Source organism: Nisaea acidiphila, assembly GCF_024662015.1.
Lineage (GTDB): Bacteria > Pseudomonadota > Alphaproteobacteria > Thalassobaculales > Thalassobaculaceae > Nisaea > Nisaea acidiphila.
Map to the genome: position 1 here is coordinate 1,028,749 of NZ_CP102480.1, position 25,916 is coordinate 1,054,664.

General features: G+C 62.8%; 25 protein-coding genes. 13 read left to right on the plus strand and 12 right to left on the minus strand.

Annotated features, from left to right (window positions below; genetic code table 11):
- Positions 1-33: 33 nt before the first annotated feature.
- Positions 34-1,782, minus strand: coding sequence for a phosphatase PAP2 family protein (locus NUH88_RS04800; RefSeq protein WP_257770281.1), 1,749 nt, complete (start codon positions 1,780-1,782; stop codon positions 34-36).
- Between the two features lie 429 nt (positions 1,783-2,211).
- Between NUH88_RS04800 and NUH88_RS04805 the strand changes: the two genes are divergently transcribed.
- The 4 genes from NUH88_RS04805 to NUH88_RS04820 are packed head-to-tail and all read left to right on the plus strand — an operon-like array spanning position 2,212 to position 6,115.
- Positions 2,212-3,609 carry a circularly permuted type 2 ATP-grasp protein gene (locus NUH88_RS04805; protein ID WP_257770282.1) on the plus strand — a complete coding sequence of 466 codons (1,398 nt, stop codon included), beginning with the start codon at positions 2,212-2,214 and terminating at the stop codon, positions 3,607-3,609.
- Complete coding sequence (locus NUH88_RS04810) at positions 3,609-4,550, plus strand: alpha-E domain-containing protein (RefSeq protein WP_257770283.1); 942 nt, start codon at positions 3,609-3,611, stop codon at positions 4,548-4,550. The genes NUH88_RS04805 and NUH88_RS04810 overlap by 1 nt, the downstream gene beginning before the upstream one ends.
- A 2-nt stretch (positions 4,551-4,552) precedes the next feature.
- Positions 4,553-5,356 (plus strand): transglutaminase family protein, encoded by an 804-nt coding sequence (locus NUH88_RS04815; RefSeq protein ID WP_257770284.1) that lies wholly within the window; start codon positions 4,553-4,555, stop codon positions 5,354-5,356.
- 27 nt (positions 5,357-5,383) lie between these two features.
- Entirely contained in the window at positions 5,384-6,115 is a 732-nt protein-coding gene (locus NUH88_RS04820; protein WP_257770286.1) for a proteasome-type protease, read from the plus strand.
- Here NUH88_RS04820 and NUH88_RS04825 read toward each other — a convergent pair.
- From NUH88_RS04825 to NUH88_RS04845, 5 genes are all read right to left on the minus strand, one after another.
- Positions 6,087-7,133 (minus strand): hypothetical protein, encoded by a 1,047-nt coding sequence (locus NUH88_RS04825; RefSeq protein WP_257770287.1) that lies wholly within the window; start codon positions 7,131-7,133, stop codon positions 6,087-6,089. The genes NUH88_RS04820 and NUH88_RS04825 overlap by 29 nt on opposite strands.
- A complete protein-coding gene (locus NUH88_RS04830) occupies positions 7,133-7,483 on the minus strand; it encodes a VOC family protein (protein WP_257770288.1) in 351 nt (116 codons plus the stop codon). Before NUH88_RS04830 ends, NUH88_RS04825 begins: the two co-directional genes overlap by 1 nt.
- A 14-nt stretch (positions 7,484-7,497) precedes the next feature.
- Entirely contained in the window at positions 7,498-7,968 is a 471-nt protein-coding gene (locus NUH88_RS04835; protein WP_257770289.1) for an MOSC domain-containing protein, read from the minus strand.
- 206 nt (positions 7,969-8,174) lie between these two features.
- The gene (locus NUH88_RS04840) at positions 8,175-10,382 is read right to left on the minus strand and encodes a xanthine dehydrogenase family protein molybdopterin-binding subunit (protein ID WP_257770290.1); all 2,208 of its coding nucleotides are present in this window, start codon (positions 10,380-10,382) and stop codon (positions 8,175-8,177) included.
- 3 nt (positions 10,383-10,385) lie between these two features.
- A complete protein-coding gene (locus tag NUH88_RS04845; RefSeq protein ID WP_257770291.1) occupies positions 10,386-10,844 on the minus strand; it encodes a (2Fe-2S)-binding protein in 459 nt (152 codons plus the stop codon).
- Between the two features lie 139 nt (positions 10,845-10,983).
- Between NUH88_RS04845 and NUH88_RS04850 the strand changes: the two genes are divergently transcribed.
- Positions 10,984-11,946: a LysR substrate-binding domain-containing protein gene (locus NUH88_RS04850; RefSeq protein WP_257770292.1), complete on the plus strand. Its 963-nt coding sequence runs from the start codon at positions 10,984-10,986 to the stop codon at positions 11,944-11,946.
- Here the strand turns inward: NUH88_RS04850 and NUH88_RS04855 are convergent.
- A complete protein-coding gene (locus NUH88_RS04855) occupies positions 11,904-12,500 on the minus strand; it encodes a histidine phosphatase family protein (RefSeq protein ID WP_257770293.1) in 597 nt (198 codons plus the stop codon). The genes NUH88_RS04850 and NUH88_RS04855 overlap by 43 nt on opposite strands.
- Before the next feature lie 39 nt (positions 12,501-12,539).
- Complete coding sequence (locus NUH88_RS04860; protein WP_257770295.1) at positions 12,540-13,757, minus strand: winged helix-turn-helix domain-containing protein; 1,218 nt, start codon at positions 13,755-13,757, stop codon at positions 12,540-12,542.
- 61 nt (positions 13,758-13,818) lie between these two features.
- On the opposite strand from NUH88_RS04860, the gene NUH88_RS04865 reads away from it, so the two are divergent.
- Complete coding sequence (locus NUH88_RS04865; RefSeq protein WP_257770296.1) at positions 13,819-14,226, plus strand: VOC family protein; 408 nt, start codon at positions 13,819-13,821, stop codon at positions 14,224-14,226.
- A 102-nt stretch (positions 14,227-14,328) separates the two neighbouring features.
- Here the strand turns inward: NUH88_RS04865 and NUH88_RS04870 are convergent, their stop codons facing one another.
- Together NUH88_RS04870 and NUH88_RS04875 are read right to left on the minus strand one after the other, a co-directional pair.
- Entirely contained in the window at positions 14,329-14,592 is a 264-nt protein-coding gene (locus NUH88_RS04870; RefSeq protein ID WP_257770297.1) for a ribbon-helix-helix domain-containing protein, read from the minus strand.
- A 157-nt stretch (positions 14,593-14,749) separates the two neighbouring features.
- Positions 14,750-16,387, minus strand: coding sequence for a GMC family oxidoreductase (locus tag NUH88_RS04875; RefSeq protein ID WP_257770298.1), 1,638 nt, complete (start codon positions 16,385-16,387; stop codon positions 14,750-14,752).
- 160 nt (positions 16,388-16,547) lie between these two features.
- Between NUH88_RS04875 and NUH88_RS04880 the strand changes: the two genes are divergently transcribed.
- Genes NUH88_RS04880 through NUH88_RS04890 form a run of 3 tightly spaced genes read left to right on the plus strand, consistent with a single transcriptional unit; the run spans position 16,548 to position 19,180 of the window.
- Positions 16,548-17,570 carry an ABC transporter substrate-binding protein gene (locus NUH88_RS04880; RefSeq protein ID WP_257770299.1) on the plus strand — a complete coding sequence of 341 codons (1,023 nt, stop codon included), beginning with the start codon at positions 16,548-16,550 and terminating at the stop codon, positions 17,568-17,570.
- Between the two features lie 49 nt (positions 17,571-17,619).
- Positions 17,620-18,387, plus strand: a complete 768-nt coding sequence (locus NUH88_RS04885; protein ID WP_257770300.1) for an ABC transporter ATP-binding protein — start codon at positions 17,620-17,622, stop codon at positions 18,385-18,387.
- Positions 18,380-19,180, plus strand: coding sequence for an ABC transporter permease (locus NUH88_RS04890; RefSeq protein WP_257770301.1), 801 nt, complete (start codon positions 18,380-18,382; stop codon positions 19,178-19,180). The genes NUH88_RS04885 and NUH88_RS04890 overlap by 8 nt, the downstream gene beginning before the upstream one ends.
- A gap of 2 nt (positions 19,181-19,182) precedes the next feature.
- On the opposite strand, the gene NUH88_RS04895 is transcribed toward NUH88_RS04890, so the two are convergent.
- Positions 19,183-20,013 (minus strand): DUF547 domain-containing protein, encoded by an 831-nt coding sequence (locus tag NUH88_RS04895; RefSeq protein ID WP_257770302.1) that lies wholly within the window; start codon positions 20,011-20,013, stop codon positions 19,183-19,185.
- Between the two features lie 172 nt (positions 20,014-20,185).
- On the opposite strand from NUH88_RS04895, the gene NUH88_RS04900 reads away from it, so the two are divergent.
- The 4 genes from NUH88_RS04900 to chrA all read left to right on the plus strand — a co-directional run bounded on the left by NUH88_RS04900 (position 20,186) and on the right by chrA (position 24,215).
- Complete coding sequence (locus NUH88_RS04900) at positions 20,186-21,211, plus strand: C45 family autoproteolytic acyltransferase/hydrolase (protein WP_257770303.1); 1,026 nt, start codon at positions 20,186-20,188, stop codon at positions 21,209-21,211.
- Between the two features lie 10 nt (positions 21,212-21,221).
- Positions 21,222-22,418 carry an MFS transporter gene (locus tag NUH88_RS04905; RefSeq protein ID WP_257770304.1) on the plus strand — a complete coding sequence of 399 codons (1,197 nt, stop codon included), beginning with the start codon at positions 21,222-21,224 and terminating at the stop codon, positions 22,416-22,418.
- Between the two features lie 70 nt (positions 22,419-22,488).
- A complete protein-coding gene (locus NUH88_RS04910) occupies positions 22,489-23,004 on the plus strand; it encodes a disulfide bond formation protein B (RefSeq protein WP_257770305.1) in 516 nt (171 codons plus the stop codon).
- Positions 23,001-24,215 carry a chromate efflux transporter gene (chrA, locus tag NUH88_RS04915; protein ID WP_257770306.1) on the plus strand — a complete coding sequence of 405 codons (1,215 nt, stop codon included), beginning with the start codon at positions 23,001-23,003 and terminating at the stop codon, positions 24,213-24,215. Before NUH88_RS04910 ends, chrA begins: the two co-directional genes overlap by 4 nt.
- Positions 24,216-24,280: 65 nt before the next feature.
- Here the strand turns inward: chrA and NUH88_RS04920 are convergent, their stop codons facing one another.
- Positions 24,281-25,891, minus strand: a complete 1,611-nt coding sequence (locus NUH88_RS04920; protein ID WP_257770307.1) for a methyl-accepting chemotaxis protein — start codon at positions 25,889-25,891, stop codon at positions 24,281-24,283.
- Positions 25,892-25,916: the final 25 nt, after the last annotated feature.

Here is a 25,916-nt window from a genome sequence, read left to right on the forward strand (position 1 = left end):
TCGTTCGACAGGCCGCTTCCCTTCCGATGGTAGTTACCGTGCCCCGACACGTACGACGTCTCCGTCGAATGTCGGAACGCTGAGCACGAACGGATCTGTCCGGTAGCAAAGCGCCTGCTCCTCAAGAATTCCGAGGGCCACTTTCTCCCCAAGGCGCACGCTGTCGTAGTAGTCGGCGAAGTAGTGCACGCCGCCCATGTTCCGCCCGATCGAGATGTTCGCCGCGAGCTTGTTCAGTTCCGCCTCAAGCGAGAGGAACGGACCGTCGCAAATCTCTTCGAGCGCGCTCCCGTTGGCATTCGGCACATAGTGTACCGGCTGGTCGCCGGCCTGATAACGGGCGAACATCACCTTGTCGCCGCGCCGAAGGAGCACCGCGTCCGTGTCGAAGAATGCCTTAAGCATGGTCACACATGCCCCGGCGACCGCGGCATGGCCGGCACCGTAAGAGGGATGCATCGGAGAACCTTCCTGAAAGGCCATCGGCAGGAGTGCTTCGTTGCTGGGATTGATCGCACGCACGGCATCGACGGTCTTCTCGATCGCGGTTACGAGCGTGCCGAACCTGCCTTCGGTCACCGGAAAAGCGCTGTCGATGGCAGCGGCCTTCTCGATCCGAGCTGCGAGCGCTTCCGGTCGAAGCCGCATATGGGTATTGAACTTCTGGAACCGCACCGCCTTCAGCGCCCGGGTCGCGACTTCCGTCACCAAGGTAAGAATGTGCGGGCCCCCGAAGAGAGCGAAGCCGCCCGCCGCCCATGGATGACTTTCGAGCGAGTCGTAATTGTAGGAGGCCAGGCTGTTCATGAAGAGATTACCTTCGCCCGACAGACTTTCGAAAGACGGGTCGAACGGCGCACCTCCGTCACTTTTCATCCCCAGGAGAATGAGGCAAGCATTCAGATAGGCCTCGTAGAGCGCGTCGTCATGCACATAGGTTGCGAGATCGCGCGGAACGCAGATGAATCGGCGCCCTCCCGCGAACAGCGTGCTGTTGTTCCGCACGTCCTCTCCATTCTGTACGCATAACCAGTCATTCCAGGTGGTCATCCAGTTCCGGTCTGCCGCGATCGGAACCTTCTGATCGATCTGCAGCGCGCCGTATTGGATAATGCCGTCTGCCGGGCCGCCGCCGTCTTGCCGGGTGTTGCCGATCAGCATGAATTGCGAAAGATACGGGCCGACCCCGACCCCCGGGGAAGATCCCCGGAACGCCGTTTGCGGCGTCACGTCGCCATCGACATTCAATCGCGGCCGGTCCGGATAGCCGGCCTTTGCATAGGCAAGATGGTTCAACCGGTCGAGCGATGCCAGCAGCTCCGCATTTCCGCTGCCGTCTCTGAATGCCGTCAGCGGCACGTCCCGCAGGACCGCGAGCTCGTAGACCTCCGCCATCTCGTATGCCAGTTCGTCCGAGCCCAGCGCAGGCGCCGGCGGCATCGTGACTGCTTGCGCATCGGGGCCTTCGAGGCTGTAGACCACACCCGCGGTCGGCGCCTCCCAGGCGCGCTCTTTCTTGCGAGCCGCACGGACTTCGGTGGTGAACGGCACGATAAATCCGTTGTCGACGGCTCTGCGAAACCCGACGAAATCCTCGCCGCGCTCGATCAATCCGGTGCCGGACGAATGTTCGAGCCCCTTTGTGAAGCTCATCGCATAATTTGCCGACGCGTAACGCTGCTCGTCACCATTCGCCTTTTGCGCGGGGTGAACCCTACCCTTCGCCTTCTCGGCGGCACTCACCCGTACGCGGAATGCTTCTTCTCTTCGGTTGCTGGTCATGATGGCCTCCTTCAATTTGTCCATGGCGAGGCGGCGCGGTGCCGCCCCCCCGTCATTCCCGCCAGCTCTCCCACGCAATGCGTCATGCATGTGCCAACAGGCACGAGAAACACTTATTGATTGATTATTTTTTGGATCTGAAATTCACAAAACACCGAGCTCCGCAACGAACAAGATCATCAATACTTTATTTTTTAGGAATTTATTCGGGATGTGAGCGCACGCACATTTGGCGCAACAGAAGATGACTCACACGCAATAATAGTTATTATTATTCGAAAATTTCTTCCCGGGCACTCTGCATACCGGTACCGTCGGAACGGGTTCCAGACCCGGCGTCACATGCCTGAAATCTTCGCACTTGCGAAAACATCGGAGAAATTGCTCTAATTTGTATCCATGGGAGCAGGCTCGAACGATTACGATGAAATGTTTGGCGTCGACGGCAAGGTTCGCGAGCCTTACCGCGACTATCACAACTGGATCGACCAAGAAGATCCGGCTCAACTTCTGAAAAAGTCCGCCGAGGCGGAAACCTTTTTCAGGCGCACCGGGATCACCTTCAACGTCTATGGCGATGCCCAGAACACCGAGCGGCTGATCCCGTTCGATGTGGTGCCCCGGGTCGTGTCTGCCAGGGAATGGTCGCGTCTCGCCCGCGGGATCGAGCAGCGCGTCCGCGCCATCAACGCCTTTCTGCACGATATCTATCACCGCCAGGAAATCATCCGTGCCGGCCGCGTTCCGGAGAGGCTGATCGCCGAGAACAGCGCTTTCGAGCCAAAGATGATCGGCGTGTCCCCTCCCGGCGGCGTCTACACTCATATTGTCGGCATCGATCTTGTCCGGACCGGCGACAATGAGTTCTTCGTTCTCGAAGACAATGCGCGCACGCCGTCCGGCGTCTCCTACATGCTGGAAAACCGGGAGACGATGCTGCAGATGTTCCCGGAACTCTTCTCCAAGATTCCGGTACAGAGCGTCAGCGATTATCCGAAGAACCTTCGGCGGGCTCTGGCAAGATCGGCGCCGCGCGCCTGCGGCGGGCGGCCGGTCATCGCGGTTCTGACCCCGGGCATTCACAATTCCGCCTATTTCGAGCATTCCTTCCTCGCCGACCAGATGGGGGCCGAACTGGTCGAGGGGCACGACCTGCGCGTGATCGACGGCCGCGTCGCCATGCGGACGACCAAAGGCTACACGCCGATCGACGTGATCTACCGCCGCGTCGACGACGAATTCCTCGATCCTCTGAACTTCAATCCGGACTCCATGCTCGGCGTGCCGGGTATTCTGGACGTCTACCGGTCAGGCGGCATCACGCTCGCCAACGCGCCCGGAACCGGGATCGCCGACGACAAGGCGGTCTATTCCTACATGCCCGAGATCGTTCAGTTCTATACGGGCGAAGCGCCGATCCTGAAGAATGTCGATACCTGGCGCTGCAGCGAACCGGACTCACTGGCCTATGTGCTCGAGCACCTGGAAGAGCTGGTGGTGAAGGAAGTGCACGGATCGGGCGGCTACGGCATGCTGATCGGCCCGACCGCGAGCAAGAAGGAAATCGCCCGGTTCCGCAAACTCCTGAAGGCAAAGCCCGGCAACTATATTGCCCAGCCGACGCTCGCGCTCTCGACCGTGCCGATCCTGACGAAGGCGGGCCTGGCCCCGCGCCACGTCGACCTTCGTCCCTTCGTCCTGGTCTCGCCGGAGAGCATCGACATCACCCCCGGGGGGCTCACCCGGGTCGCTCTCAAGAAGGGCTCGCTCGTGGTGAATTCCAGCCAGGGCGGCGGCACCAAAGACACCTGGGTACTGGACGACTGATGCTGGGAAAATCCGCAGGCGGCCTTTACTGGATGTTCCGCTACCTGGAGCGGAGCGAGAATCTCGCACGGCTTCTGGAAGCCGGTTTCCGGATCGCGCTGACCCGGTCTTCGGCCGCAACCAGCGAATGGCAGTCCGTCGTTGCGACGGCAGGGGTCACGGCCGGATTCGAAGCCAAGCACGACGAATACACCGGCGCCAACGTCGTCGATTTCCTGCTGCGGGACCGGGACAATTCGTCGAGTGTCCGCGCGGTAACCGATCAGGCCCGCACCAACGCCCGCATGGTCCGTACCGCTCTCACCAGAGAGGTTTGGGAGGCCACAAACGAGTGCTGGATGGTGTTGAACCAGATCCTGCAGCGACCGATACGCGAACGCGATCTCCCCGAGATTCTTAGCGTTATCAAGCAGCAGAGCACGCTGGTGCGTGGAACCATGTTCGGCACGATGCTGAGGAACGACATCTACAATTTCTCCCGGCTCGGCACCTTCATCGAGCGGGCGGACAACACGGCCCGGATACTGGACGTCAAATACTACGTCCTGCTGCCGTCGCTCTCCCATGTCGGCTCGTCCCTCGACAACGTACAGTGGGAAACCATCTTGCGCTCGGTCTCCGCCAACCGGTCCTATCGCTGGCTGAACGGCGAGGACATCAATCCGAGCAGCATCGCCGACTTTCTCATTCTCGACCGCAGCATGCCGCGCTCGCTGGCCCATTGCGTCCAGGAGATTCTCGTCAACTTGAATCAGCTCGCCGTCGCCTATGACGAGCGCAAGCCATGCCATGAATGCGCCGAGAAAATCTTCGAGAAACTCGACAAGCGATCGATCGATTCCATTCTCGCGTCTGGCTTGCACGAATTCTTAAAGAATTTCATCCAAGGTATGAGTGAGCTCAGCAGCCAGATCGAACAGGACTACAGGTTCTACAGCTAGCCATGCGCCTCAGGATTTCACACAGGACGAGCTATCACTACGACGCTCCGGTCCCCTTCGCGCTTCAGCAATTGCGCAAGACGCCGCGCTCATTTGCCATGCAGTCCGTCTTGGACTGGCAGATCACGCTGGAAGGCGCGAAGGAAGAGCTGAGCTTCACCGATCAGCACGGCAATCACGTCATTCTCAGCAGCATCGAGAGCGGCAGCGAGGAAATCACCATCCTCGTCGAAGGCGACGTCGAGACCCACAACACCCATGGCGTCCTCGGCGAGGAAGGCTTTCAGCCCCCGTTCTGGTACTACCTCCGGGAGACCCCCTCGACGGCTCCTGGCCCGGAAGTGCGGAAGCTGCTGAAAGGTCTTGATCCGGAACCGGATGGCGATATCAGCCAGCTGCACGCGTTAAGCGCACTGATTCGCGATAACGTAGCCTACGAAACCGGAATGACCGAGGTCACCACGACCTCGGAAGACGCCCTGAAGGCGGGTCACGGCGTATGTCAGGATCACACGCATATCATGATCGCCGCCGCCCGGACGCTCGGCTACGCGTCCCGCTATGTCAGCGGTTACCTTATGATGAACGACCGCGTGCACCAGGACGCGGCACACGCGTGGGCGGAAATTCACGTCGCCGATATCGGCTGGGTCGGCTTCGACGTCTCTAACGGGTATTCGCCCGACGAACGATATGTTCGTGTCGCCTGTGGTTTGGATTATAAAGAAGCGGCGCCTGTTTCCGGGGTGCGGTTCGGCGACAGCGCCGAATCCCTCTCCGTCAACCTGCAGGTGGAACAACAGTAACCGCATCCTTCGGAGTCTTCGGAAACCATGACCTACTGTGTCGGCCTCAGGCTGGAGAAAGGTCTCGTTTTCATGTCCGACACCCGCACCAACTCGGGTGTCGACAATATTTCCCAGTTCAAGAAGCTGTTCACCTGGGCGCAGCCGGGCGAGCGCGTGATCACCATGCTGACCGCCGGCAATCTCGCGACGACTCAGACCGTGGTCAGCCTGATCGACGAGCGGACCAAGGCCCCCGAAGACCGCAATCCCTCGATCCTTGAGGCGCCGTCCATGTTCGACGTCGCGCGTCAGGTCGGCGCGATGCTCCGAGACGTGATCCGGACCGCCTCGCCGACGGGAGAGCGCGCGGATTCGAAATTCGACGCGACGATCATTCTCGGCGGCCAGATCCGCGGCGGCGCCCCGCGGCTCTTCATGATCTACCCTGAAGGCAATTTTCTGGAAGCGTCCGAGGACACCCCCTTCTTCCAGATCGGCGAGACGAAATACGGCCGGCCGATCATCCTGCGCGCCTACGAGCCGACGATGAGCTTCGAGGAGGCGGTTAAGCTGCTCTTCGTCTCCTTCGACTCCACAATAAAGGCCAATCTTTCCGTCGGCCTGCCGCTGGATCTCCAAACCTACGAGTCGGACAGTTTCGAAATCGGCCATCAGCGCCGGGTGACGGCGGACGATCCCTATTACATGTCTGTCTCGCAAGGCTGGGGCGACGCCCTGAAGAGCGCCTTCAACGCGCTACCGGACTTTCATTTCTGAGCGACGGCTCTAGTCCGGCCGCGGCAGGTAAAGCTTGCGGTCTAGCCGCCCTTTCGAATTGCGCTTTCATTTCTTTGCACGCCCGAACAGCGGCCTCTAAGTCGGTGAAGATTACCGTCAGAAGCGCTTTGGCCCTAATACCTCCTGACTTCAACAAACGGCGCAAAAAGAAGCTCTCGTGGGCATGAAGGGAAACCAGACACCCTTTCCCAGCATAGAACTCGATCTCATGGCCCGTCATTTGGTGGTCAGACGACGTCGGAACTTCAATCGCCTCTGTATCCGAAGGAAGCTTCAAGATCGTGGCGTATCCGGTGAACCTGACAGCCATTTTTTTGCGGTACCATGGTTTGCGTCCGATCTGGAGGGGAATGCAATGGAATTTTGCCCCGTCTTGCGCGTAGCAGAACCCGTCTTTCGGTACCGCGGCCACCATTTCGTTCCGGCCTGCGCAGCCAATCTCTCTCAGAAATTTGCCGAGGTTTCCACCGGTCCACTCGCTCAGGACTCGCTTGTCACATTCAGAAACATGTTCCGCGCGCCGGAGTATTGGCATGACCAACCGCTCCCGTATTCGGCGCCGGTACTTCCGGATCGCCATTCCTGAGGCGAAAATCAATCCTAGCCCCGTCAGTTTCCCGAGCCATCGGGCCGAGACAAAGCTTAGGCCGAATTTCGATAATCCCGCTTTCAACAGTGCGGTCACCTTCGCGAATTTCGCAAATGCCCCAATAGCGCCGACGAGAAGCAGTAGTTCCGCCCAGAGGGCCGGCCCCCAATAGATGATTGCCAAAACAACGGGCAGCGCGAGTGCGAAACCGCCCAGCCACACAAGCTCTTTATTGTTCGAATTCGTTCGCTCGCTATCCAATGACCGCAGTGCTTCCGGATCGACATGCTCAACGACGCGCGCACCCAAAATGCTCTCAAGAGGAAGGCTATCGCAGGATTGAGGCAGTTGCCCGCTCTCGCTTGTTTCCGGACCGGCATAGTCCGTTCGGCTTTCTTGATCTGGCATCAAAGGTGGGTCAGCACGTTGACGAGGCGGCCTTCCGGATCGCGGAGATAGAACCGGCGGACGCCCCATGGCTCGTCCGCGGGGCCGTATTCGGTCTCGTAGCCGGCACCCCGGACCTTCTCGACCATAGCGTCGAGGTCGTCCACCTCAATCGAGATATCCGGCACCGGCGCGCCCGAGCCGCCTTCGCGCATCAGGCTGAACTGGACGCGCATGCTCTCGTCCGAGCCGAGGGTCGCGATCCAGCCGAGGTCCATCTTGAGCTCGAGCCCGAATAATTCCTTGTAGAACCGCGCGGTCTTCTCCACGTCCGGGGCGGCGATGTTCGCGACGATGCGTTTCACGGTCATGGCCGGCGCCTCCCTCACTCCATGGACCGGACCGTGTCTCCGGGCCGGATTACCCCGCCGTCGACGATCTCGCAATTGAGGCCGGAACGGTTCAGCAGCAGCTTGAAGAGCTTCTTGCCGAGAAGATCGTCGAGATACTGGCAGGGCGTGTTCAGCCGGCCGCCATAGAGGACGGTTTCGCCGACGCGGAATTTCTTCCCGACCAGATGGTTCAGCGGCACGCCGGTGACGGTCAGGTTCCGCCGGCTTTCGACCGGCGTCAGCTCCATCTCGTGATCGCGGGCAAGCGCTTCCAGCGTCTCGCTCTCGATCAGGGTGACCTGGCGGTCGGCCGCCGGCTTGTCCGAATAGGTTCCGGTCCCGAGGAAATACCGGTCGCCCTCGATCCCCTTGCCGGCGACGAGTATGGCCTCGTCGAGTTCGATCATATCCTCTGATCCCTTGGCGCAGATATGGATGTGATCGAGACGGCCTGTCCACTGCATGCGACGCTCCCCGGATGTTTGAAGAACGGTAGCATGCCCTTTGCTTCTTCCCCACCACACTTCGTCATTCCCGCGAACGCGGGAACCCAGGGAACCAAAGCGCGTTCCATGCCCCCTGGGTCCCCACTTGCGTGGGGATGACAATGAAAAAAAAGCCGCCGCCCCAAAGAGAGGCGGCGGCGTTCGGAGTGGGCAGACGCGGGCGATCAGGCCGACTTGAACCCCTTCTCGAACGGCAGGGTCCGAACCCGCTTGCCGCTGGCGCGGAACACCGCGTTGGCGACGGCCGGGCCGATCGGCGGGACACCGGGCTCGCCGATCCCGGTCGGCGGTTCGGTGCTCGGCACGATATGCACCTCGACCTTCGGCATACGGTCGATACGGAGCGGCAGATAGCCGTCATAGTTCCCCTGGTCGACCTCCCCGTCGGTCAGCGTGAGTTCCTCCTGCAGGACGGAGCCCAGACCGAAGCCGATGCCGCCCTCGACCTGGGCCCTGATCACGTCCGGATTGATCGGCGTGCCGACATCCACGGCCGCGACCACCCGGTGCACGATCACCTCTCCGTCTTCGACCGAGACTTCGGCAATCTCCGCGACATAGGAGTGGAAACTCTCATGCACGGCCACGCCCCAGTGGTGCCCGTCCGGGAGCGGCGTGCCCCATCCGGCCTCCTCCGCCGCGAGTTTCAGAACCCCCGCGTGGCGTGGATGGTCCTTCAGAAGGTCGAGACGGAACTGCACCTGATCGGCGCCGATCTCGGCGATCACCTCGTCGAGAAAAACCTCGGTCGCGTAGGCCGTGTGGGTGGAGCCGACCGAGCGCCACCAGAGCACCGGCACTTTGGACTCCGTCGTTGTAAGCCCGACGCCGAGATTGGGAATGGCGTAGGGCAAGGTCGATGAGCCTTCCACCGACGTCGCATCCACACCGTCCTTGATCAGGCCGGAGAAGAGCGTGTTGGCGACGATGGACTGGCCGACGATGTGATTGTCCCACGCCACCAGCTTGCCGTCGGCATCGAGCCCTGCCCGCATCCTGTGGACATAGGCCGGGCGGTAACGGCCGCCCCGCATGTCGTTTTCGCGGGTCCATTGCAGCTTCACCGGCGCCTTCCAGCCGATCGCCTTGCCGATCGCCGTCACTTCGGTGATCACGTCGGCGTCCGGCGTGGCCCGCCGGCCGAACCCGCCGCCCGTCTTCATGACGTGCATGCGGATATTTTCCGGCGGGATGTCGGCGGTCTTGGAGGCCATCTGCTGGTAATAGTCCGGCATCTGGTGCCCGCCCCAGATCTCCAGCACGCCGTCCGCATTCATGGCGGCCACCGCGTTCAGGGGTTCCATGGCGGCATGGGCGAGATAGGGGAACTCGTAGCTCGCCTCGATCACCTTGGCGGCCGAAGCCATAGCACCTTCGGGATCGCCGTCCTTGCGGGCGACGGCCATCGGCGCCTTGACCGCGAGATCGTTATAGGCCGCCATGATCTCGGCGGAGCCCCGCGTCTCGGCTTCGCTCTCGTCCCATTCGACGGTGACGAGATCTCGCGCCTTCAGCGCGGTCCACATGTCCTTGGCAACAACGGCGACGCCGCGATGAATGGCGACGACATCGCTGACCCCCTTCACCGCCTTGGCATCGGCCGCGTCGAAGGACGCGACCTTGGCACCGAATTTCGGCGGATGGATCATCACCGCCGTCAGCATGCCGGGCAGTTTCACGTCGATGGTGAAATCCTGCGCACCCCTGGTCTTGCCGACCCGGTCGTAGCGCTTGGTTCCCTCATTGCCGATCTCGGTCCATTCCGAGCGGTCCTTCAGCTTGATGTCGTCCGGGATCGAGACCCCGGCTGCCGCCTTGGCGAAGGCCCCGAAGCCGGAGGACTTTCCGGAGCCGGCATGGGCGACGACGCCTTTCTCTACCGCGATCTCCGAAGCGGGAACGCCCCATTCCCGAGCCGCCGCTTCCGCCAGCATCATGCGTCCCGCTGCACCGGCCTTGCGGTAGCGGTCCCAGGACGAGGTCATGGAGGTCGACCCGCCGGACCCCTGGAAACCGCCGCCCCAGGCCATGTTCCCATAGTGGGCGAGATTGCCGGACGCGCCCTCGACGCGAACCTGCCTCCAGTCGGCGCCAAGCTCTTCCAGCACGAGCGTGGCGATCCCGTGATAGGAGCCCTGCCCCATATCGAACTGGGAGGAGTAAATCGTGACGGTGTCGTCTTCCGAGATCGCGATATAGGCCGCAAGGTCGCCGCCCGTCTTGGCGGGTTCGGTCGCCGCAAGCCCGGCCAGAGGCCGGAAGCCAATGGCGACACCCGCCGACGTAGCGGCAGCGCCGAGCAGGAAGCCGCGGCGGGAAACCGGATCGGTCTTCGCCCGTGCGGCCATGGCATTGAGTTTCTGTACCAGCATCGATCAGGCCTCCAGACGGTCGGCCGCTTCGTGGATCGCGGCGCGGATGCGTTGGTAGGTGGCGCAGCGGCAGAGATTGCCGCTCATCGCCGCGTCGATATCCTCGTCCGTCGGCTTCGGCGTCTCGGCGAGCAACGCCGCCGCGGACATGATCTGCCCGGACTGGCAGTAGCCGCATTGCGGCACGTCGAGATCGGCCCAGACCGTCTGCACCGTCTCAGCCACCTTGCCGTCGATGCCCTCGATGGTGGTCACCTTGGCGCCGGCGACATCCTCCAGGTACGTCTGGCAGGAGCGGACAGGAACCCCGTCGACATGGACCGTGCAGGCGCCGCACATCGCCATGCCGCAGCCGAACTTGGTGCCCGTCAGACCGGCATGGTCGCGGATCGCCCAAAGCAACGGCGTATCGCCGTCGGCGTCGAGCTGATGCTCGGTGCCGTTCAGATTGAGTGTGATCATCTTCTGCTCTCCCACACGTGCGTGAGACCGTCCGGCGCTTCCCCGCGCCGCTCTCATCGCCGTTGCGAAAAAAGATGGGGACTCACGCGGAAATGACACCCGCCCTTGAACCGCAAGGATTATTCAATATTTCTCAGCAATGAGCCGAGACCTTCTCCCCCACCTCCCCGTGATCCTCGCCGTCGCGCGGCGCGGCGGGTTCGCCGCCGCCGCTAAGGAGCTTGGAATGAGCGCCTCCGCGGTCAGCCATTCCGTCCGCATGGTGGAGGACCGGCTCGGCCTGCCGCTCTTCGCCCGCACCACGCGGAGCGTCTCGCTGACCGACTGGGGCCAGTTGCTGGTCGACACAGCCGGGCCGTCCATTTCCGGGCTGGATGACGCGCTGGAACGATTGAAATCGGCGCAGGGCAGCGTCTCCGGCCTGCTGCGCCTCACCGTTGCCCAGCCCTTCACCTCAATGGCGATCACTCCCGTGGTGAAGGAAATGCTCCGGCGCTATCCCGATCTGAAGATCGAGCTCGATTCCGACAAGCGCTTCGTCGATATCGTGGCCGGGGGCTTCGATGCCGGCGTGCGGCTCGGCGGCAGTATCGACCAGGATATGAAAACCTTCCGCCTGACCCCGCCCTTCCGAACCATCATGGCGGCAGCGCCTTCCTATATCGAACGCCGCGGACTTCCGAACTCGCTTGAGGATCTGGCGAACCACGATTGCATGTCCTACCGGATGCCGTCTGGCGGGATCTATGACTGGGAGCTGGAATCCGGCACCGGCGAAGTCCGGGTTCCGAGTTCGGGCAGCATCATCGTCAACGACTGGTCGATCGCGCTGGAATTCGCGCTGGAAGGGCTCGGCATCATTTACATGTTCGAGCCCATGCTGGCGGACGAGCTGGCCGGCGGCAGTCTCGTCGAGGTGCTTCCGGAAGCCTCCGTCGAGGAGACCGGGCTCTTCCTCTATTACCCCGAGCGCACCGCGAACAATCCGAAGCTGCGCGCCTTCATCGACACGGCGAGATCGGTTCTCCGCCGGCGGAGCGCCACCGGAGCCCCGGACCCTCAGGCCTCGATAAACCGCTCTCGGCCTTCCGCAAGCTCATAGAATCCGTCTTGCGGCTCGTCATAACTCATGAATTCCTCGGGCGGCGCGCCAAGGATCAACCCCCTAAGCACCCGGTTCGCAAGGCCATGCGCGACCAGGATTGTCACCTCTCCTCCACCTTCCAAGCCCGAGTGCTCATCGATGAAATCCTGCAGCCGCTGCGCAACATCGCGATAGCTTTCCCCTCCCGGCGGCGCAACCGTCCATCGATCAGCAAGACGAGCCTCCCAGCAGGAGGCGTGGGCCCGGACCACCTCGTCCATAAGCAGCCCACCCCAGCTCCCGAAACTCGCCTCCCGAAGTCTCTCATCCGTGTCGATCCCGTGTGCGTCGAGATCAAGCACATCCGCGATGATCGCCGCGGTCTGCCGGGCGCGGCCGAGCGGGCTCGACACGAAGCGGGCGACCTTCCGGCCGTCGAGCTCCTTCAGGATACACTTCCCGATACGTTCGGCTTGCCGCATACCTTTCAGTGTCAGCGGTGAATCGAGAGTACCCTGGAGTCGCCCGGCGCGATTCCAGACGGTTTCTCCGTGGCGCGAAAGATAAATCATCGTGAGACGGTCATTCGTGTGGCCATTGAAGGGGATACTCTAGAGCGCCACCTCAAACCCGTCGCCCTCGGCCCGCTCCAGACCGAGATATTTGAGCCAGCGCACCAGCTCCGCCTCGATCCGCGCCTTGCGTTGAGGCGTCAGCGACAGCCGCGGCTCCAGCCAGAGCTTGCGGATCCGGAGCACGCCTGCCGCCCGGTCCGCCTTCATGTCGATCCGGCCGGAAACCCGGTCGCCCTCAAGCAGCGGGAAGACATAGTAGCCATATTGCCGCTTTTCCTCGGGCACGAAGACCTCGATCCGGTAATCGAAGCCGAAGAGCCGCTGCAGCCGCTTGCGGTCGCGCAGCGCCGGGTCGAACGGACTGAGGAAGCGGATGCGTCCGGGCGGCGGCGGGACCTTCGCTGCGAGGTCGAGCGCGTCGGGTCGGGCCAGATGCCGGCGCGCGGTGCCGTCCGCGTTCTCGATATCGACCGGGATCGCGGTCGCGTGATCCTGCCGCTCCGCCCATTGCTTCGCCTCGCCGGGCGTGATCGCGTCCCAGTAGGCCGCCAGCTCGCCCGGCGTCGCGAAGCCGAGCCGCTCCAGCGCTGAGCGGCAGGCCCAGTCGATGAATTCCTCGTCATGCACCTCCGCCTCGAAATGCTCCGGCGGCACGACCTTCTCGACCAGATCGTAGACCTTCTGGAAACCCTCGCGGGCACAGATTGCGAGCTGGCCTGTCCGCCAGAGATGTTCCAGCGCCGATTTCGACGGTTTCCAGCCCCACCAGGCCTTGTTCTCGTCGCTGCCGTCGTGATGGCTTTCATCCGCCGTCAGATCGCGGGAGCGAACGGGACCGTTCGCCTCGATATGTGCGCGGATCCGGGCACAGGTCTCCTCGTAATCCTCGCCCAGCCGCTCGCGCCACCAGTCGAACCGCAGGAGCCGGTCGCGGGTCCGCCGGAATTTCGGTTTCCAGTAGGGAAAGAACTCGACCGGGATCACCGAGGCGTCATGGGTCCAGTTCTCGAACAGGGTGCGTTCGCGCTCCAGGTGATGGTGCAGCCAGTCCGGCTTGTAGGCATTGGCTCTGGAAAAGAGGATGTGGTGATGCGCGCGCTCGACCGTGCGGATGCTGTCGACCTGCACGAAGCCGATGCGCCGGATCAGCTCCGGCACGTCCTTGCGCCGGAACGCCCGGCCGGGAGAGTCGCCGAGGGCGTGAAGGTGAAGGAAGAGGCGGCGCGCGTCGCGGTTGGGAAGTTGATCGACCATGGACTATGCTTAATGGAGACGGGAAGAAACCGAAACATAACGTGAACAGAAAGAAAAGCCCATGGCGCTCAAAACCCTCGATCACGTGAATATCCGCACGAAAAATCTCGACGCGATGGTCGCTTGGTACGGCCGCGTGCTCGACATGCATCCGGGCGAGCGCCCGCCCTTCCCCTTCCCGGGCGCCTGGCTCTACGCCAACGGCGCCGCGATGGTGCATCTGGTCGGCGTGACCTCGGATCCCGCGCCCTACCGGCCTGACGCGCAGCTTGAGCATTTCGCCATTCAGGCCGAAGGCCTCAGTGATTTCCTCGTCCATCTAAGAAAGGAAAAGGTCGCCTATCGATGCGGCGTGCTACCGGAAATGGGCATCCAGCAAGTCAATATCCATGACTATGACGGCAACCATATCCATGTCGATTTCGCGCCCGGAGAGAAAGCGGACCTGACGGATTACGACGGGAGCTAGCGAATTCGTAAGGCGTGATTCGAACGAGCCGAAAAGAAGCCTCGCCACTACTTAAGGCCTACTCGACCGGCAGGCATCTGAAACTGTCTGTGGAAGGTCCGTTCAGTGAACGGAGTTCGGATCGTCCGCCTTGGCGCGGAAGTGCTCCAACAGGAACATACGGACCGCCGCAGTACGGCTCATTTCCGGGAAAGCCTTTTCCGCATCGGTCACGATCGTGTCGATGCAGAGTTCGCGGTCATGGGCGCATTCTTCGAGGGCATCCCAGAAATCTTCTTCCAGAATGATGGACGTCCGGTGACCGGCATAGACGTTCTTGCGCGATTTCGACGAGCCCATGTTGCCCCTGTGAATATCCAGAACCATGGTTAATTCCTGCAAATACTAAAACAAGTTGTATCAGATCAACAACGTGGAACGCTCGAAACACATTCAAGACAGAAAAACATTAATTCTTGTTTAACAAATTTTGACCGAATTCCGAGAAAATCGCCCCCCGGTTCTTGCGTCAAACGCTATTCGCTCAATCATGTAGCGTGACCGCGGCAGCGGCCGGACGACCAAGAACCAGATCCGATGCCTTCTCGCCGATCATCATTGTCGAAGCATTGAGGTTTGCCGACGGCATCGTCGGCATGATGGAGGCATCCGCGACCCGGAGCTTTTCGATCCCGCGCACGCGCAACTGGTCGTCGACAACGGCGGTCGTATCGCTGTCGGGTCCCATGCGGCAGGTCCCCATCAGGTGGAACGTCGTCGTCGCGCGCTCTCGGGCAGCGGCCAGCAACTCGTCGTCCGTCTGCACGCCCGGGCCCGGATAGATTTCTCCGGCAAAGAAGGGCTGCAGCGGCTCGGTCTGCAACAGCCGGCGCGCGAGCTTCATGCCGGAGAGCAGGACCTGGCGGTCCGTCTCGTCGGCAAGATAGTTTGGCTGGATCGCGGGCGCCTCGAACGGGTCGGCGCTGCGCGCCCGGATATAACCGACGCTCTCCGGACGCTGCTGCCAGGAGGCGATGGTCATGCCCGGTTCGTCGTCGAGCTTCGACTGCACTCCTTCCTTATAGCTTGCCGGCGTAAAGGTGAACTGGAGGTCGCTGTTCCGGGCCGCCTCGTTCGAATGCCAGAAGCAGTAGACCAGCGTCGGGCTCAGCCCGAGGATGCTCTTCTGCCCGGTGAAGTATTTGAAGACCTCGCCCCAGAGCCGCGGCCCTCGCGCGAGTTCGTTGATGCTGCTCGAATTCTTCACCCGGGCGGTAAAGCGCGGCGCGTAGTGATCGCGGAGGTTTTCCCCGACCCCGGGCAACGCATGGCGCACTTCGATCCCCAGCCCGCGCAGCAGCTCCGGATCGCCGATGCCGGAGAGCTGGAGGAGCTGCGGCGAATTCACCGCCCCGCCCGAGAGGATCACTTCCCGGCGGGCACGTATCTCGGTCGGAATGCCGTGACGTCCACCATCGCTATAGCGGACGCCGGTCGCGGTCTTCCCGTCGAGCAGAATCCGCGTCGCATGCGCATTGGTTCGCACCGTGAGATTTTTGCGTTTCATCGCGGGACGGAGATACCCCCGTGCCGTACTCATCCGGCGCCGGCCGTGGATCGTCCGCTGGGCGTAGGAAACGCCTTCCTGGGACTGTCCGTTATAGTCCTTGTTGTGCGGGATCCCGAGGCTGACCGCGCCGCGGATGAAGGCGTCGCAGAGCGGGTGCTGCCAGTCGATATCGGTGACCGCCATGTTGCCGTCTCGGCCGCGGAAGGTCTCGTCCCCCTCCCCGATCCGGCGCTCGGTGCGCTTGAAATACGGCAGCACGTCGGCATATCCCCAGCCGCGATTGCCGCGCTGTGCCCAACCGTCGAAATCGAGCCTCTGACCACGATTGTAGATATGCCCGTTGATCGAGCTGGACCCGCCCAAGGTCTTGCCGCGCGGCGCTGCGATCGAGCGGCCGCCGGTCCAATAGCTCGGCTCGCTCTGGTAGAGCCAGTTCACCGAGGGATCGACCAGGGTTTTCATGAAGCCGGCGGGGATATGGATCATCGGATGATAATCCGGCGGCCCGGCCTCCAGCAGACAGACAGTGACGGAAGGGTCGGCACTCAGACGGTTCGCGAGCACGCAACCGGCCGAGCCGGCGCCGACGATGACATAATCGAAGCTGTCCATTTGGAGGCGTTTCCAGAGGTTGGTTTATTGGAAGCTATCTTTGCGCAGGGAGGCCGCATTGCGCAAATTGGTTTCCTCGGCTGGGCGAAGCGACTAAGAAAGCCTCTGTCTTTCGGCGGCAACGGACCCGCCACTCAGAACAGTTTCGGGAGGAACAAGGATGAAGCAGCTCTTCACGCGCCGCGCCATTTTGGCGGGCCTCGCCGCCATCGGACTGACCGCCGCCACCTTCGCTCCGGCGCTCGCCGCGGACAAGATCACCGTCGGCGCACTCCGCTTTACCTCCCATTCCGGCGGCTTCGTCGCTTTCGAGAAAGGCTATTTCACCGAGCAGGGCCTTGAGGTCGAGTTCAAGTTCTTCCAGGCGGCCCAGCCGATGGCCGTGGCGATCGCCTCCGGCGACGTCGATTTCGGCGTGACCTCGATCACTGCCGGCCTCGTCAACCTCGCCGACAAAGGCGCGGTCAAGGTGATCGGCGGCGTGCTGCAGGAGGAGAAGGGCATCGACGGTTCCGCAATCCTCGCCGGAACCGCGGCCTACGAGGCTGGCCTGACCAGTCCGGCAAAGCTTGCGGGCCACAGCCTCGGCATCACCCAGACCGGTTCCTCCTTCCACTACATGGCCTCGCAAGTCGCGGCGAAGGAAGGCTTTGCCGCTTCGGAAATCTCAATGAAGCCGCTGCAGAAAGTCGGTGCCATCATCGGCGCGCTGAAATCCGGTCAGGTCGACGCCATGATCATCGTGCCGCACATCGCAAAGCCGCTTTCGAAAGGCGGCGCGGCAAAGATCATCGGCTGGATCAACGACTATGACGACTATCAGGTAACCACCGCTTTCACCTCGGCGAAGAACGCCGCCGAGCGGCCGGAGCTGGTGAAGCGCTTCGTCGCCGCCTACGCCAAGGGGGCAGAGGACTTCAACGCGGTGATGGTGGACAAGACGAAGGGTAACGCCGCCATCGAGGAGATGACCAAGCTGATCCACAAGTACGTCTATACCAGCCGCCCCTACGAAAAGGCCGCCCCGTCGATCAAGAACGGTGCGATGCGCCTGCAGCCGAACCTGAAGCTGAACCTCACCAACGTGAAGAAGCAGCTCGCCTGGTTCCAAGCGGAGGGCCTCGTCGGCAAGGACATCGCGATCGACGTCCTGGTCGACACGCAGTTCGTCGAAACATACTGAGCGTCCGGGCCCGGCCTTGCCGGGCCCCCACGCACCCAACAGGACTTCCATGCACCTCACCCTCGACGGCATCAGTCACCATTACGGCGGCATGCCCGTGCTGAGCGGGATCGAACTCTCGATCCCGGCAGGCGAAATCGTCTGTATCGTCGGCCCCTCCGGCTGCGGGAAATCGACCCTGCTCCGACTGATCGGCGGTCTCGAGCGCCCGGACGAGGGAGCGGTGCTGGAACATGGGGGAGCGCCAGCGGACAGTCTCAATCCGCTGACCTACATCTTCCAGGATTTCGCCCTGCTTCCCTGGCGCACCGTCGCCGGCAATATCTCGCTGGTGCTCGAGGATCACGGTCTTGGAAAGACAGATCGCGATGCGATCATCGACGACGTTCTGGCGCGCACCAAACTCTCCGACTTCAAGACAGCGCTGCCGCGCCAGCTCTCCGGAGGCATGAAGCAGCGCGTCGCTATCGCCCGCGCCCTCGCCGTCCGCCCGGCGGTGCTGCTGATGGACGAGCCGCTCTCCGCCCTCGACAGCCAGACCCGTGAGCTCTTGATGGACGATTTAGTCGGCCTCTGGTCGAAGACGCCCTTTACGGCGGTCTATGTCACCCACAATCTCGAGGAGGCCGTCCGGCTCGGCCACCGCATCGTCGTGCTCTCCCGGCGCCCCGGCAAGATCCGCGACGTGGTCGAGATCGACATGCCGCTCGCCGAGCGGCCGGGCCGTGCCGCGGCACTGTCGGAAGCACGCGAGCGGCTCTGGTCGCTGATCCGCGACGAAGCGGCGGCCGCCGACATGGAGCTGGTCGATGCCTGAGGCGAACGCTCCCAAGCCCGTTCCGTTTCGCGGCGGTGGCTTTAGCCCGAAGCCGCGCGTCTGGGTCGGGTTTGTCGTCCTCGTCGTCGTGATCGCCGTCTGGGAGACCGGCTGCCGGACCGGTATCATCCATCCGCTCGTGCTGCCTGCACCTAGCGAAGCCGCGCAGGCTTTCCTCGATCTCTACAATAGCGGCCAGCTCTGGAAACATCTCGGCGCCTCGCTTTCCCGCCTGGTCATAGGCTGGACGGCCGGCACCCTTCTCGGCATCGCCGTCGGGTTCGCCATAGGACTCTTCTCCCTCGCCCGTGCGGGGCTTGTGCCCATGGTCGCCGCAATCTTCCCGATCCCGAAGATCGCGCTGCTGCCGCTCTTCATCATCTGGTTCGGTATTGGCGAAGGCTCGAAGGTCGCGACGATCCTATTCGGCACCTTCTTCCCGACCGTGGTCGCGACCTATGGCGGGGTGGACAACGTGGACCGCGGCCTGATCCGCATGGGCCAGTCCTTCGGGCTCTCCTGGTTCTCCATCGTGCGCAAAATCATCCTGCCGGGCGCTCTCCCGGCGATCCTTCCAGGCTTCCGCATCTCGGCGGCCATCGCCATCGTGCTGCTGGTTGCCGCAGAGATGATCGGGGCGGAATTCGGCGTCGGCGCCTATATCCTGCTCGCCGGCAGCCTGATGGCAATGGATCAGCTCATCGCCGGCGTCGCCATCCTCTCCGCCATCGGGCTGACGGTTTCCTGGATCATCGGCCGGACGGAACGCCTGCTCCTGCGCTGGCGGACCTGATTCTATTTCGCCACGTCGTTCAGCCGCCAGTCGTATTCGTCGTCGGATATCCGGCCGACGCTCCGCAGAGCGTCCGCAAGCGTGCCAGTGGCATAGCGTTTCAGATGCGCGATTACGCCCGCGTCATCACCGCCGAAATCCTCGTCGAACCAGTCGTAGATGCTTGAAACAATCAGTTTGCCGCTCTCGACCCGCGCGCCCCGCGGGTGATTGATATAGGCACTGGCCCCGTGCTCCAGATAGCGCTCCGCATTTGCCGCCGTCATCGCGCGCGGCTGCAGGTTGGGGCAGCCAAGCGAGGCGCAGTTGACGGCATAATGGATGCGCGGATCGCGCCAGACGGGGCGCAGGATCCGGTGCTCGATATCGTCGAGCGAGATCTCCTCGCCCTCCACCGTTGCCAGCTTCTTCCCCCAGGGCCCGTCGGCGAACAGGCCGGGAGAGATATCGATGTCGCGGATCGAGTCGACCGGATAATGCTCAAGCACCACTCGCACGGTGAGCGCATTGTAGAGATTGACCCAGTAGGGAAGCTGCTCGCTCCGGGAGAGACTGGTTACCGGAATCGCCTCCAAGGAGGTGACATAATCATACAGCGCGGCTCGATCTGTCTCGGTGACGGCGCCATAGTCCACCCGTGCGATTCCGTCCGTACCGCCCCGCACGTAGCGCGTCAGGAACATGTCCCAGGCAGAATGCGTCAATGTCACCGCCCCCCCGGGGGCGTGCGCCTCCCAGCGCCCCCAGAGTTCGGCCTTCGGCGCGGCGAAGGCGGACGTGGCGAAAGCGGTGACGGCGATCAGCGAGGCAGCGATCCGACAGCCGAGGGACATGGCGATGGCTCCGTTTCCGATGCCGCGGCGGCGGCGCTGGATTCGCCCTTGAATGTGCGTATGGTAGAAGCTCGCGGCAACGCTCCATGCTCTCACCCGCCTTCACGTTGCCGTTTGCGGGCCACCTGTGCCCGCTTCCTGAAGAAGAAACGGCAACGAAGACATACGCACCATGGACCAGATTATCGCCAGCGGCACACCCTACGATCTCGGCCAGGCCCTTGGCCGAAAAGGCAGGCAGGCCATCGCGGAAGCTTCCTTCGCCACGCCGCAGTTCCGCGCGCTGGAGCAGTGGCTCGGCTCCGAAAGGCTCAAAGGCCTTGAAGTATCGGCCCGGACCAGTTTTCCCGAATTCGTCCGCGAGATCGAAGGCATCGCCGACGGAGCAGAACAGCCGTTCGAGAAGATTTTCCTCTGGAATTGCCGTGGCGACCTGCGCGATCTGGTCCGTAGCGACGAGGATGCCTGCACCAGCCTGATGCTGCCGGCAGCGGACGGACGCCCGGCCCGGCTCGCCCATAACGAGGACGGGGCGCCGGAACTGGCGGGCCAGGGCTTCATCGCGCATTTCGAGCCGGACATCAGCCCGGCATTCGATGCCTATTGCTATCCCGGCATGCTGCCCGGACATGCGTTCGGCTGGAACGCGGCCGGCATTGTGCAGACCATCAACAATATCCGTCCGCACGACCTCACGGTCGGCGTTCCGCGCCACGTGATCACGCGCGCTGTGCTCGCGGCCGAAACGATTGACGAGGCGCTGGAACTGCTGAAGCGCACGGACCGGGCCTCCGGTTTCCATCACAACCTGGCCGACGGAAGCGGCCGAATGGTCTCGGTCGAGGCCCCGGCAAGCGGTTTCGTCGCCGAGGAAGTCTCCGCGCCGCATGCCCACGCCAATCACTTGATTCGCGGCGGCCTCGCGCATGTCGAGCAGACGATCTCGGAATCCTCGCGCCAACGCCAGGAACGGGCGGATGCAATGCTTGCGGCGGGGGAGCGCGACCCGCTGACCATCCTCTTCGACCGGACGGTTCAGGACAATCCGATCCTCTGCCGCGCGGAACGCGAGGCGAGCGACAGCTATACGCTGGCGACCTTCGCCTGCAGCTTCGGCTCCGACGGTATGGAATGGGGCATCTATCATGGGCCGGACCGGAAACCGGTCCTGCGCGGCGGACTCGACAGAGCGGCCTGAGACCCCTCCGATGCGCGTCGATCCGGCCATCGCCACACTCGCCATTGCCGAAACAATCGTCTGGGCCGGGCTCTATTACATCTTTCCGGCCCTGCTTGTGCACTGGGAGGCGGATCTCGGCTGGTCGAAGACCGAGCTGACCGGCGCCTTCTCGGCTTCGATCGCTGTCTCCGCGCTCTGCTCGCCCTATATCGGCAGGTTGATCGATCGGGGACACGGCGTGCTGGTTCTGTCCGGGGGCGTTCTGGCGGGCGGCATCCTGATCTCGCTCCTGTCGCTGGTTGACAGCCTGCCGGTCTTCTTTCTCGTCTGGTGCGGCCTCGGCGCCGCCATGTCAGCTTGCCTCTACGAGCCCTGCTTCATGCTGGTGACCCGGACACGCGGCGTGTCCGCCAAGCGCGGGATCACCCTGATCACTTTGGTCGCCGGGTTCGCCGGCACGGTCTCGTTTCCGACAGCCCACGCTCTTGTAGAGCTTTCCGGATGGCGGCTTGCAGTACAGGTCTCCGGTCTCACGGTCTGCCTCGTCGGTCTGCCGCTCATGCTCTACGGTGCAAGGGCGCTGGAGGCGGCGCGTCTGACACATGTGCCAGACGAGAAAAAACCGGACTCGCACAATGATGCCCCGGCAAAGCCCGCCCACTTCCTCTCCAATTCCTCCTTCTGGCTCCTTGCGACCGGCTTTGCCCTGATGGCGATCTCGCACGGTGTCGTCATCAACCACCTGCTTCCGCTCCTGAAGGAGCGCGGTGTCGAGGCCGGGGTCGCGGTCGCTGCCGCCTCGATGATCGGGCCGATGCAGGTGCTCGGCCGCGTGGTGATGATGTCGGTGGAACGCTATGTCTCCAATTTCGGCGCCATGATCTATTGCTTCCTCGCGGTCTCCGTCGCCTGCGCTCTGCTCGCAGCCGGGTCCTCGCTGTGGCTGCTCGGCGCCTTCGTCTTCCTGCAGGGCAGCGGGTACGGGCTTACCAGCATCATGCGGCCTGTCGTCACCCGGGACATCATGGGGCAGGAGAATTTCGGCGCCATTTCCGGCGCCATGGCGCTGCCCTATCTCGCCTGTTTCGCCGGCGCCCCATTCCTCGGCTCCCTGCTCTGGGAGGTCGGCGGCTACAATTTCGCGCTGCAGACGGTCGTTGCCACCAGCGTCGCCGGGCTGCTCTGCTACCTCCGAGCCGCGATGCGCGCCCGCAGGACGAGTTAGAGGACTTGACCTCCGCCACCGGACCGATAGAACCGTTCCGACGCTTCGTCCAACCGCTGGGGATGCCGCCATGGCGATCGGGTCCGTGACAAGCTTGCTCGAAAAGCGCCCGGCGTGGCTGGTACCGGCAGCCGTTTCGGCCTTTGCCAGCGCCATGCTTGGCGGCGCCTTCGCTTTCCAATATCTCGGCGGACTGGCGCCCTGCGTGCTCTGTCTCTACCAGAGATGGCCGCATGCTGCGGCGATCCTGCTCGGCCTCCTCGCGCTGATCCTGTCCGCAAGAAATCCTGCCGCCAGCCGCTGGCTGACGATCCTCGGCGGGCTCGCCCTGCTGACCAGCGCCGGCATCGGCCTTTTCCATGTCGGCGTCGAACAGCTCTGGTGGGAGGGCACCGCCGAATGCGGCGCGACCGGCACGCCGGACAGTCTGGACGCACTCAAACAGCAGCTCATGGCGCAGCCTGTCGTCCGCTGTACCGATATCGCTTGGGAAATGTTCGGCATCTCCATGGCCGGTTACAATTTCCTGCTCTCCGCAGGTGCAGGCCTCACCGCCATCGCGCTTAGCCTGCCGGGCCGACGATGAGCGCGGGCGAGACGACGGAGCGCCGATCCTGGGTCGAGATCCTGCTCGTCTTCCTCCGTCTCGGCTGCACGAGTTTCGGCGGGCCGGTCGCGCATATCGGCTATTTCCGCGAGGAGTTCGTCAACCGCCGCAAATGGCTCGACGACCGGGCCTATGCGGACTTGGTGGCGCTCTGCCAGTTCCTGCCCGGCCCGGCCAGCAGCCAGGTCGGTTTCTCCATCGGTCTGACCCAGGGCGGTCCGCTCGGTGCTCTCGCGGCCTGGGCCGGCTTCACTCTGCCCTCGGCGATTCTGCTGGCCGCATTCGCCTATGGGGTCGACATTGCCGGCGGCGCCGAAGGCGCCGGCTGGCTGCACGGGCTGAAACTGGTCGCGGTCGCCGTCGTCGCCCAGGCCGCACTGCAGATGGGACGCTCGCTTTGCCCGGATGCGCCGCGTGCAACGCTTGCCGTCCTCGCCGCCGCGTTCATGCTGGTCGCAGCGCCGGCTTATGGCCAACTCCTCGTGATCCTCGCCGGAGGCATCTTCGGCCTCCTCGCACTGAAACAGGACGAAGCGGGCGAAACACCCGCCGCCTACGAGACACGCGTCGGCCCCCGGACCGCACTGGTCCTGCTCGTACTCTTCGTCCTCCTGCTCGTCGGTCTGCCTCTGATCGTGGCGGGCACGGACAATCTCGGCATTCGGATCGCCGACACCTTTTACCGGGTCGGTGCGCTGGTCTTCGGCGGCGGGCATGTGGTGCTGCCGCTGCTGGAAGCCGAAATCGTGCCGCAAGGCCTGGTAGACAGGGACACTTTCCTCGCCGGCTACGGTATGGCGCAGGCGATCCCGGGACCGCTCTTCACCTTCGCCGCCTACCTCGGCGCTGCCGCCGCGCCGGAGGGTAGTGAGATCGCCGTCGCCGCAACGGCGCTGGTCGCTATATTCGGCTCGACTTTCCTGCTGGTTCCGGCGGCCTTGCCATTCTGGGCCAAGCTCCGCGCCAACAGACGGGCGCAGTCCGCTCTCGGCGGCGTCAATGCGGCGGTTGTCGGGCTTATCCTGGCAGCGCTCTACGATCCCGTCTTCACGGGCGCAGTCGCCGCGCCGGTCGATTTCGCATTGGTGGCACTGGCCTATCTGGCCCTCGCGATCTGGAAATTGCCTCCGTGGTTCGTTGTGTTGCTCGGCGCCATCGCCGGCTGGCTTCTTCATTTCTCCGGCGTCTAACCCGAAATGCAGACGGGACGGCCCAAGACCGCCCCGCCTGAAGTGCACGCACCGGCAATCGGCGGTCAGGAACGAATGCCGGCAAGGAACGAAGTCGCCTTGTCCCGCATCTCTGTCACAACGCCCCCGAGCTTGCCGGCGAGCTCGTTGACTTTCTCGGCATATCCTTCGGTTTGCGAAGCCGACTGATTGAGATTGTCGACCTCGCTCGCCACGCTGGCGGCGCCATCGGCCGCAGCTTGAACATTCTTCACGATCTCCTGGGTCGCGGCACTTTGCTCCTCGACGGCGGAGGCCAGCGAACTTCCCACTTCGTTGATCTGCGAAATGACCTGCTTGATCTGAGCGATCGCCTCCACGGCGCTTGATGTCTCGGACTGTACGCTGCCGATCTTTTCGCGAATGTCATCCGTTGCCTTCGCGGTCTGGCTCGCGAGATTTTTGACTTCCGATGCGACGACGGCGAACCCCTTGCCCGCCTCGCCCGCGCGGGCCGCTTCGATGGTTGCGTTGAGCGCGAGAAGATTGGTCTGCTCCGCAATATCGCTGATCAGCGCGACCACTTCTCCGATTTCGTTCGCGGATACCTCAAGGGATCCGACAATCTTGTTGGTCGCTTCCGCGCGTCCGACAGCATCGCCTGAAATCGTTGTCGCCTCATTCGTCTGACGGCTGATCTCGGCGATTGAGGACGTCAATTGCTCCGCCGCCGTCGCAACGGAATTGACGTACTCGGAGGCCTTGTTCGTCAAACGCGCGGCGTTCTGGGCCTGCTCGGTCGTGCGCGTGGCTACCTCCTGCATGTCACGGGCGTTGCTGGACATGTCCCGCGCCGTCGCGGACACCGTTTCGGTTGCCCCGCCGAAGTCGCGCTCGAACTCATCCGCCATGGCTTCACGGGCGCGCTGCTGCTCGTCCCGGCTACGTCGTTCGGTCTCCTCCTGCTGAGCCCGCAAAGCGTCTGCCTCGGCCACCTTTTCCCGCAGGACCATTAACGCTTGGCGCATTTGCTCGATCTCGCGAACCGACGACGCAGCCAGGTCTTTGAACTTGGTGTTACCCGATGCTACGGCCTTCAGGCCGCCATTGATTCCGTCGATGTCCCTGCGCAGACGTAAGATGAAGTAAAATAGAAGCGCACCGATGACCGCGCAGATCGCAATGGCCAGAAGAACCTGCTTGATCAGCTCGGCGTTCAAACGCTCATCGAGATCGTCGAGATAGATTCCGCTGGCGAGGAAGACATTCTGCCCCGGAACCGGCCGCGCATAGGAAATCTTCGGCCTGCCGGATCGTGTCGAATACTTGTAGGCTCCCCCGCCTTGCTTTGCGGCCTTCCAGAGACCGTTGCGGCTGTCGGATTTTGGCGAACAGGTGCCTTCGTCCTTTGGCTTGACCGGGTACAGGACGAGGCAGAACTTGTCGTCGACCAGATACGCGTAGTTTCCGTCGTTGAAGCGGAAATTCCGGATCACTTCCTTCGCTTCGTCGAAGCTCTTCCCGGCCTCCATCTCCTTCGTGAGAATCGTTAGAGCCCCTTCCGTAATGTTCGCGGCCTGATCGATTCTGGCTTGTGTCAGCGCTTCACTCTGGGATCGGAAGTTCACCGTTATGATGCCCACGATGGCAAGGAGTATCGCGCCAACAAGGATGGCGATCAGATAATTGAAGCGCATGCCGGTACACTCTCTGAAATCAGCG

Bases quoted from the DNA above. Each gene is read 5' to 3' on its own strand.
- NUH88_RS04870 (WP_257770297.1), bottom strand. From the start codon at position 14,592: ATGGTTCTGGATATTCACAGGGGCAACATGGGCTCGTCGAAATCGCGC.
- NUH88_RS04900 (WP_257770303.1), top strand. From the start codon at position 20,186: ATGGACCAGATTATCGCCAGCGGCACACCCTACGATCTCGGCCAGGCC.
- chrA (WP_257770306.1), top strand. From the start codon at position 23,001: ATGAGCGCGGGCGAGACGACGGAGCGCCGATCCTGGGTCGAGATCCTG.
- NUH88_RS04850 (WP_257770292.1), top strand. From the start codon at position 10,984: ATGAGCCGAGACCTTCTCCCCCACCTCCCCGTGATCCTCGCCGTCGCG.
- NUH88_RS04920 (WP_257770307.1), bottom strand. From the start codon at position 25,891: ATGCGCTTCAATTATCTGATCGCCATCCTTGTTGGCGCGATACTCCTT.
- NUH88_RS04845 (WP_257770291.1), bottom strand. From the start codon at position 10,844: ATGATCACACTCAATCTGAACGGCACCGAGCATCAGCTCGACGCCGAC.
- NUH88_RS04875 (WP_257770298.1), bottom strand. From the start codon at position 16,387: ATGGACAGCTTCGATTATGTCATCGTCGGCGCCGGCTCGGCCGGTTGC.
- NUH88_RS04820 (WP_257770286.1), top strand. From the start codon at position 5,384: ATGACCTACTGTGTCGGCCTCAGGCTGGAGAAAGGTCTCGTTTTCATG.
- NUH88_RS04800 (WP_257770281.1), bottom strand. From the start codon at position 1,782: ATGACCAGCAACCGAAGAGAAGAAGCATTCCGCGTACGGGTGAGTGCC.
- NUH88_RS04815 (WP_257770284.1), top strand. From the start codon at position 4,553: ATGCGCCTCAGGATTTCACACAGGACGAGCTATCACTACGACGCTCCG.
- NUH88_RS04805 (WP_257770282.1), top strand. From the start codon at position 2,212: ATGTTTGGCGTCGACGGCAAGGTTCGCGAGCCTTACCGCGACTATCAC.
- NUH88_RS04840 (WP_257770290.1), bottom strand. From the start codon at position 10,382: ATGCTGGTACAGAAACTCAATGCCATGGCCGCACGGGCGAAGACCGAT.
- NUH88_RS04810 (WP_257770283.1), top strand. From the start codon at position 3,609: ATGCTGGGAAAATCCGCAGGCGGCCTTTACTGGATGTTCCGCTACCTG.
- NUH88_RS04880 (WP_257770299.1), top strand. From the start codon at position 16,548: ATGAAGCAGCTCTTCACGCGCCGCGCCATTTTGGCGGGCCTCGCCGCC.
- NUH88_RS04825 (WP_257770287.1), bottom strand. From the start codon at position 7,133: ATGCCAGATCAAGAAAGCCGAACGGACTATGCCGGTCCGGAAACAAGC.
- NUH88_RS04890 (WP_257770301.1), top strand. From the start codon at position 18,380: ATGCCTGAGGCGAACGCTCCCAAGCCCGTTCCGTTTCGCGGCGGTGGC.
- NUH88_RS04905 (WP_257770304.1), top strand. From the start codon at position 21,222: ATGCGCGTCGATCCGGCCATCGCCACACTCGCCATTGCCGAAACAATC.
- NUH88_RS04860 (WP_257770295.1), bottom strand. From the start codon at position 13,757: ATGGTCGATCAACTTCCCAACCGCGACGCGCGCCGCCTCTTCCTTCAC.
- NUH88_RS04885 (WP_257770300.1), top strand. From the start codon at position 17,620: ATGCACCTCACCCTCGACGGCATCAGTCACCATTACGGCGGCATGCCC.
- NUH88_RS04865 (WP_257770296.1), top strand. From the start codon at position 13,819: ATGGCGCTCAAAACCCTCGATCACGTGAATATCCGCACGAAAAATCTC.
- NUH88_RS04830 (WP_257770288.1), bottom strand. From the start codon at position 7,483: ATGACCGTGAAACGCATCGTCGCGAACATCGCCGCCCCGGACGTGGAG.
- NUH88_RS04855 (WP_257770293.1), bottom strand. From the start codon at position 12,500: ATGATTTATCTTTCGCGCCACGGAGAAACCGTCTGGAATCGCGCCGGG.
- NUH88_RS04910 (WP_257770305.1), top strand. From the start codon at position 22,489: ATGGCGATCGGGTCCGTGACAAGCTTGCTCGAAAAGCGCCCGGCGTGG.
- NUH88_RS04835 (WP_257770289.1), bottom strand. From the start codon at position 7,968: ATGCAGTGGACAGGCCGTCTCGATCACATCCATATCTGCGCCAAGGGA.
- NUH88_RS04895 (WP_257770302.1), bottom strand. From the start codon at position 20,013: ATGTCCCTCGGCTGTCGGATCGCTGCCTCGCTGATCGCCGTCACCGCT.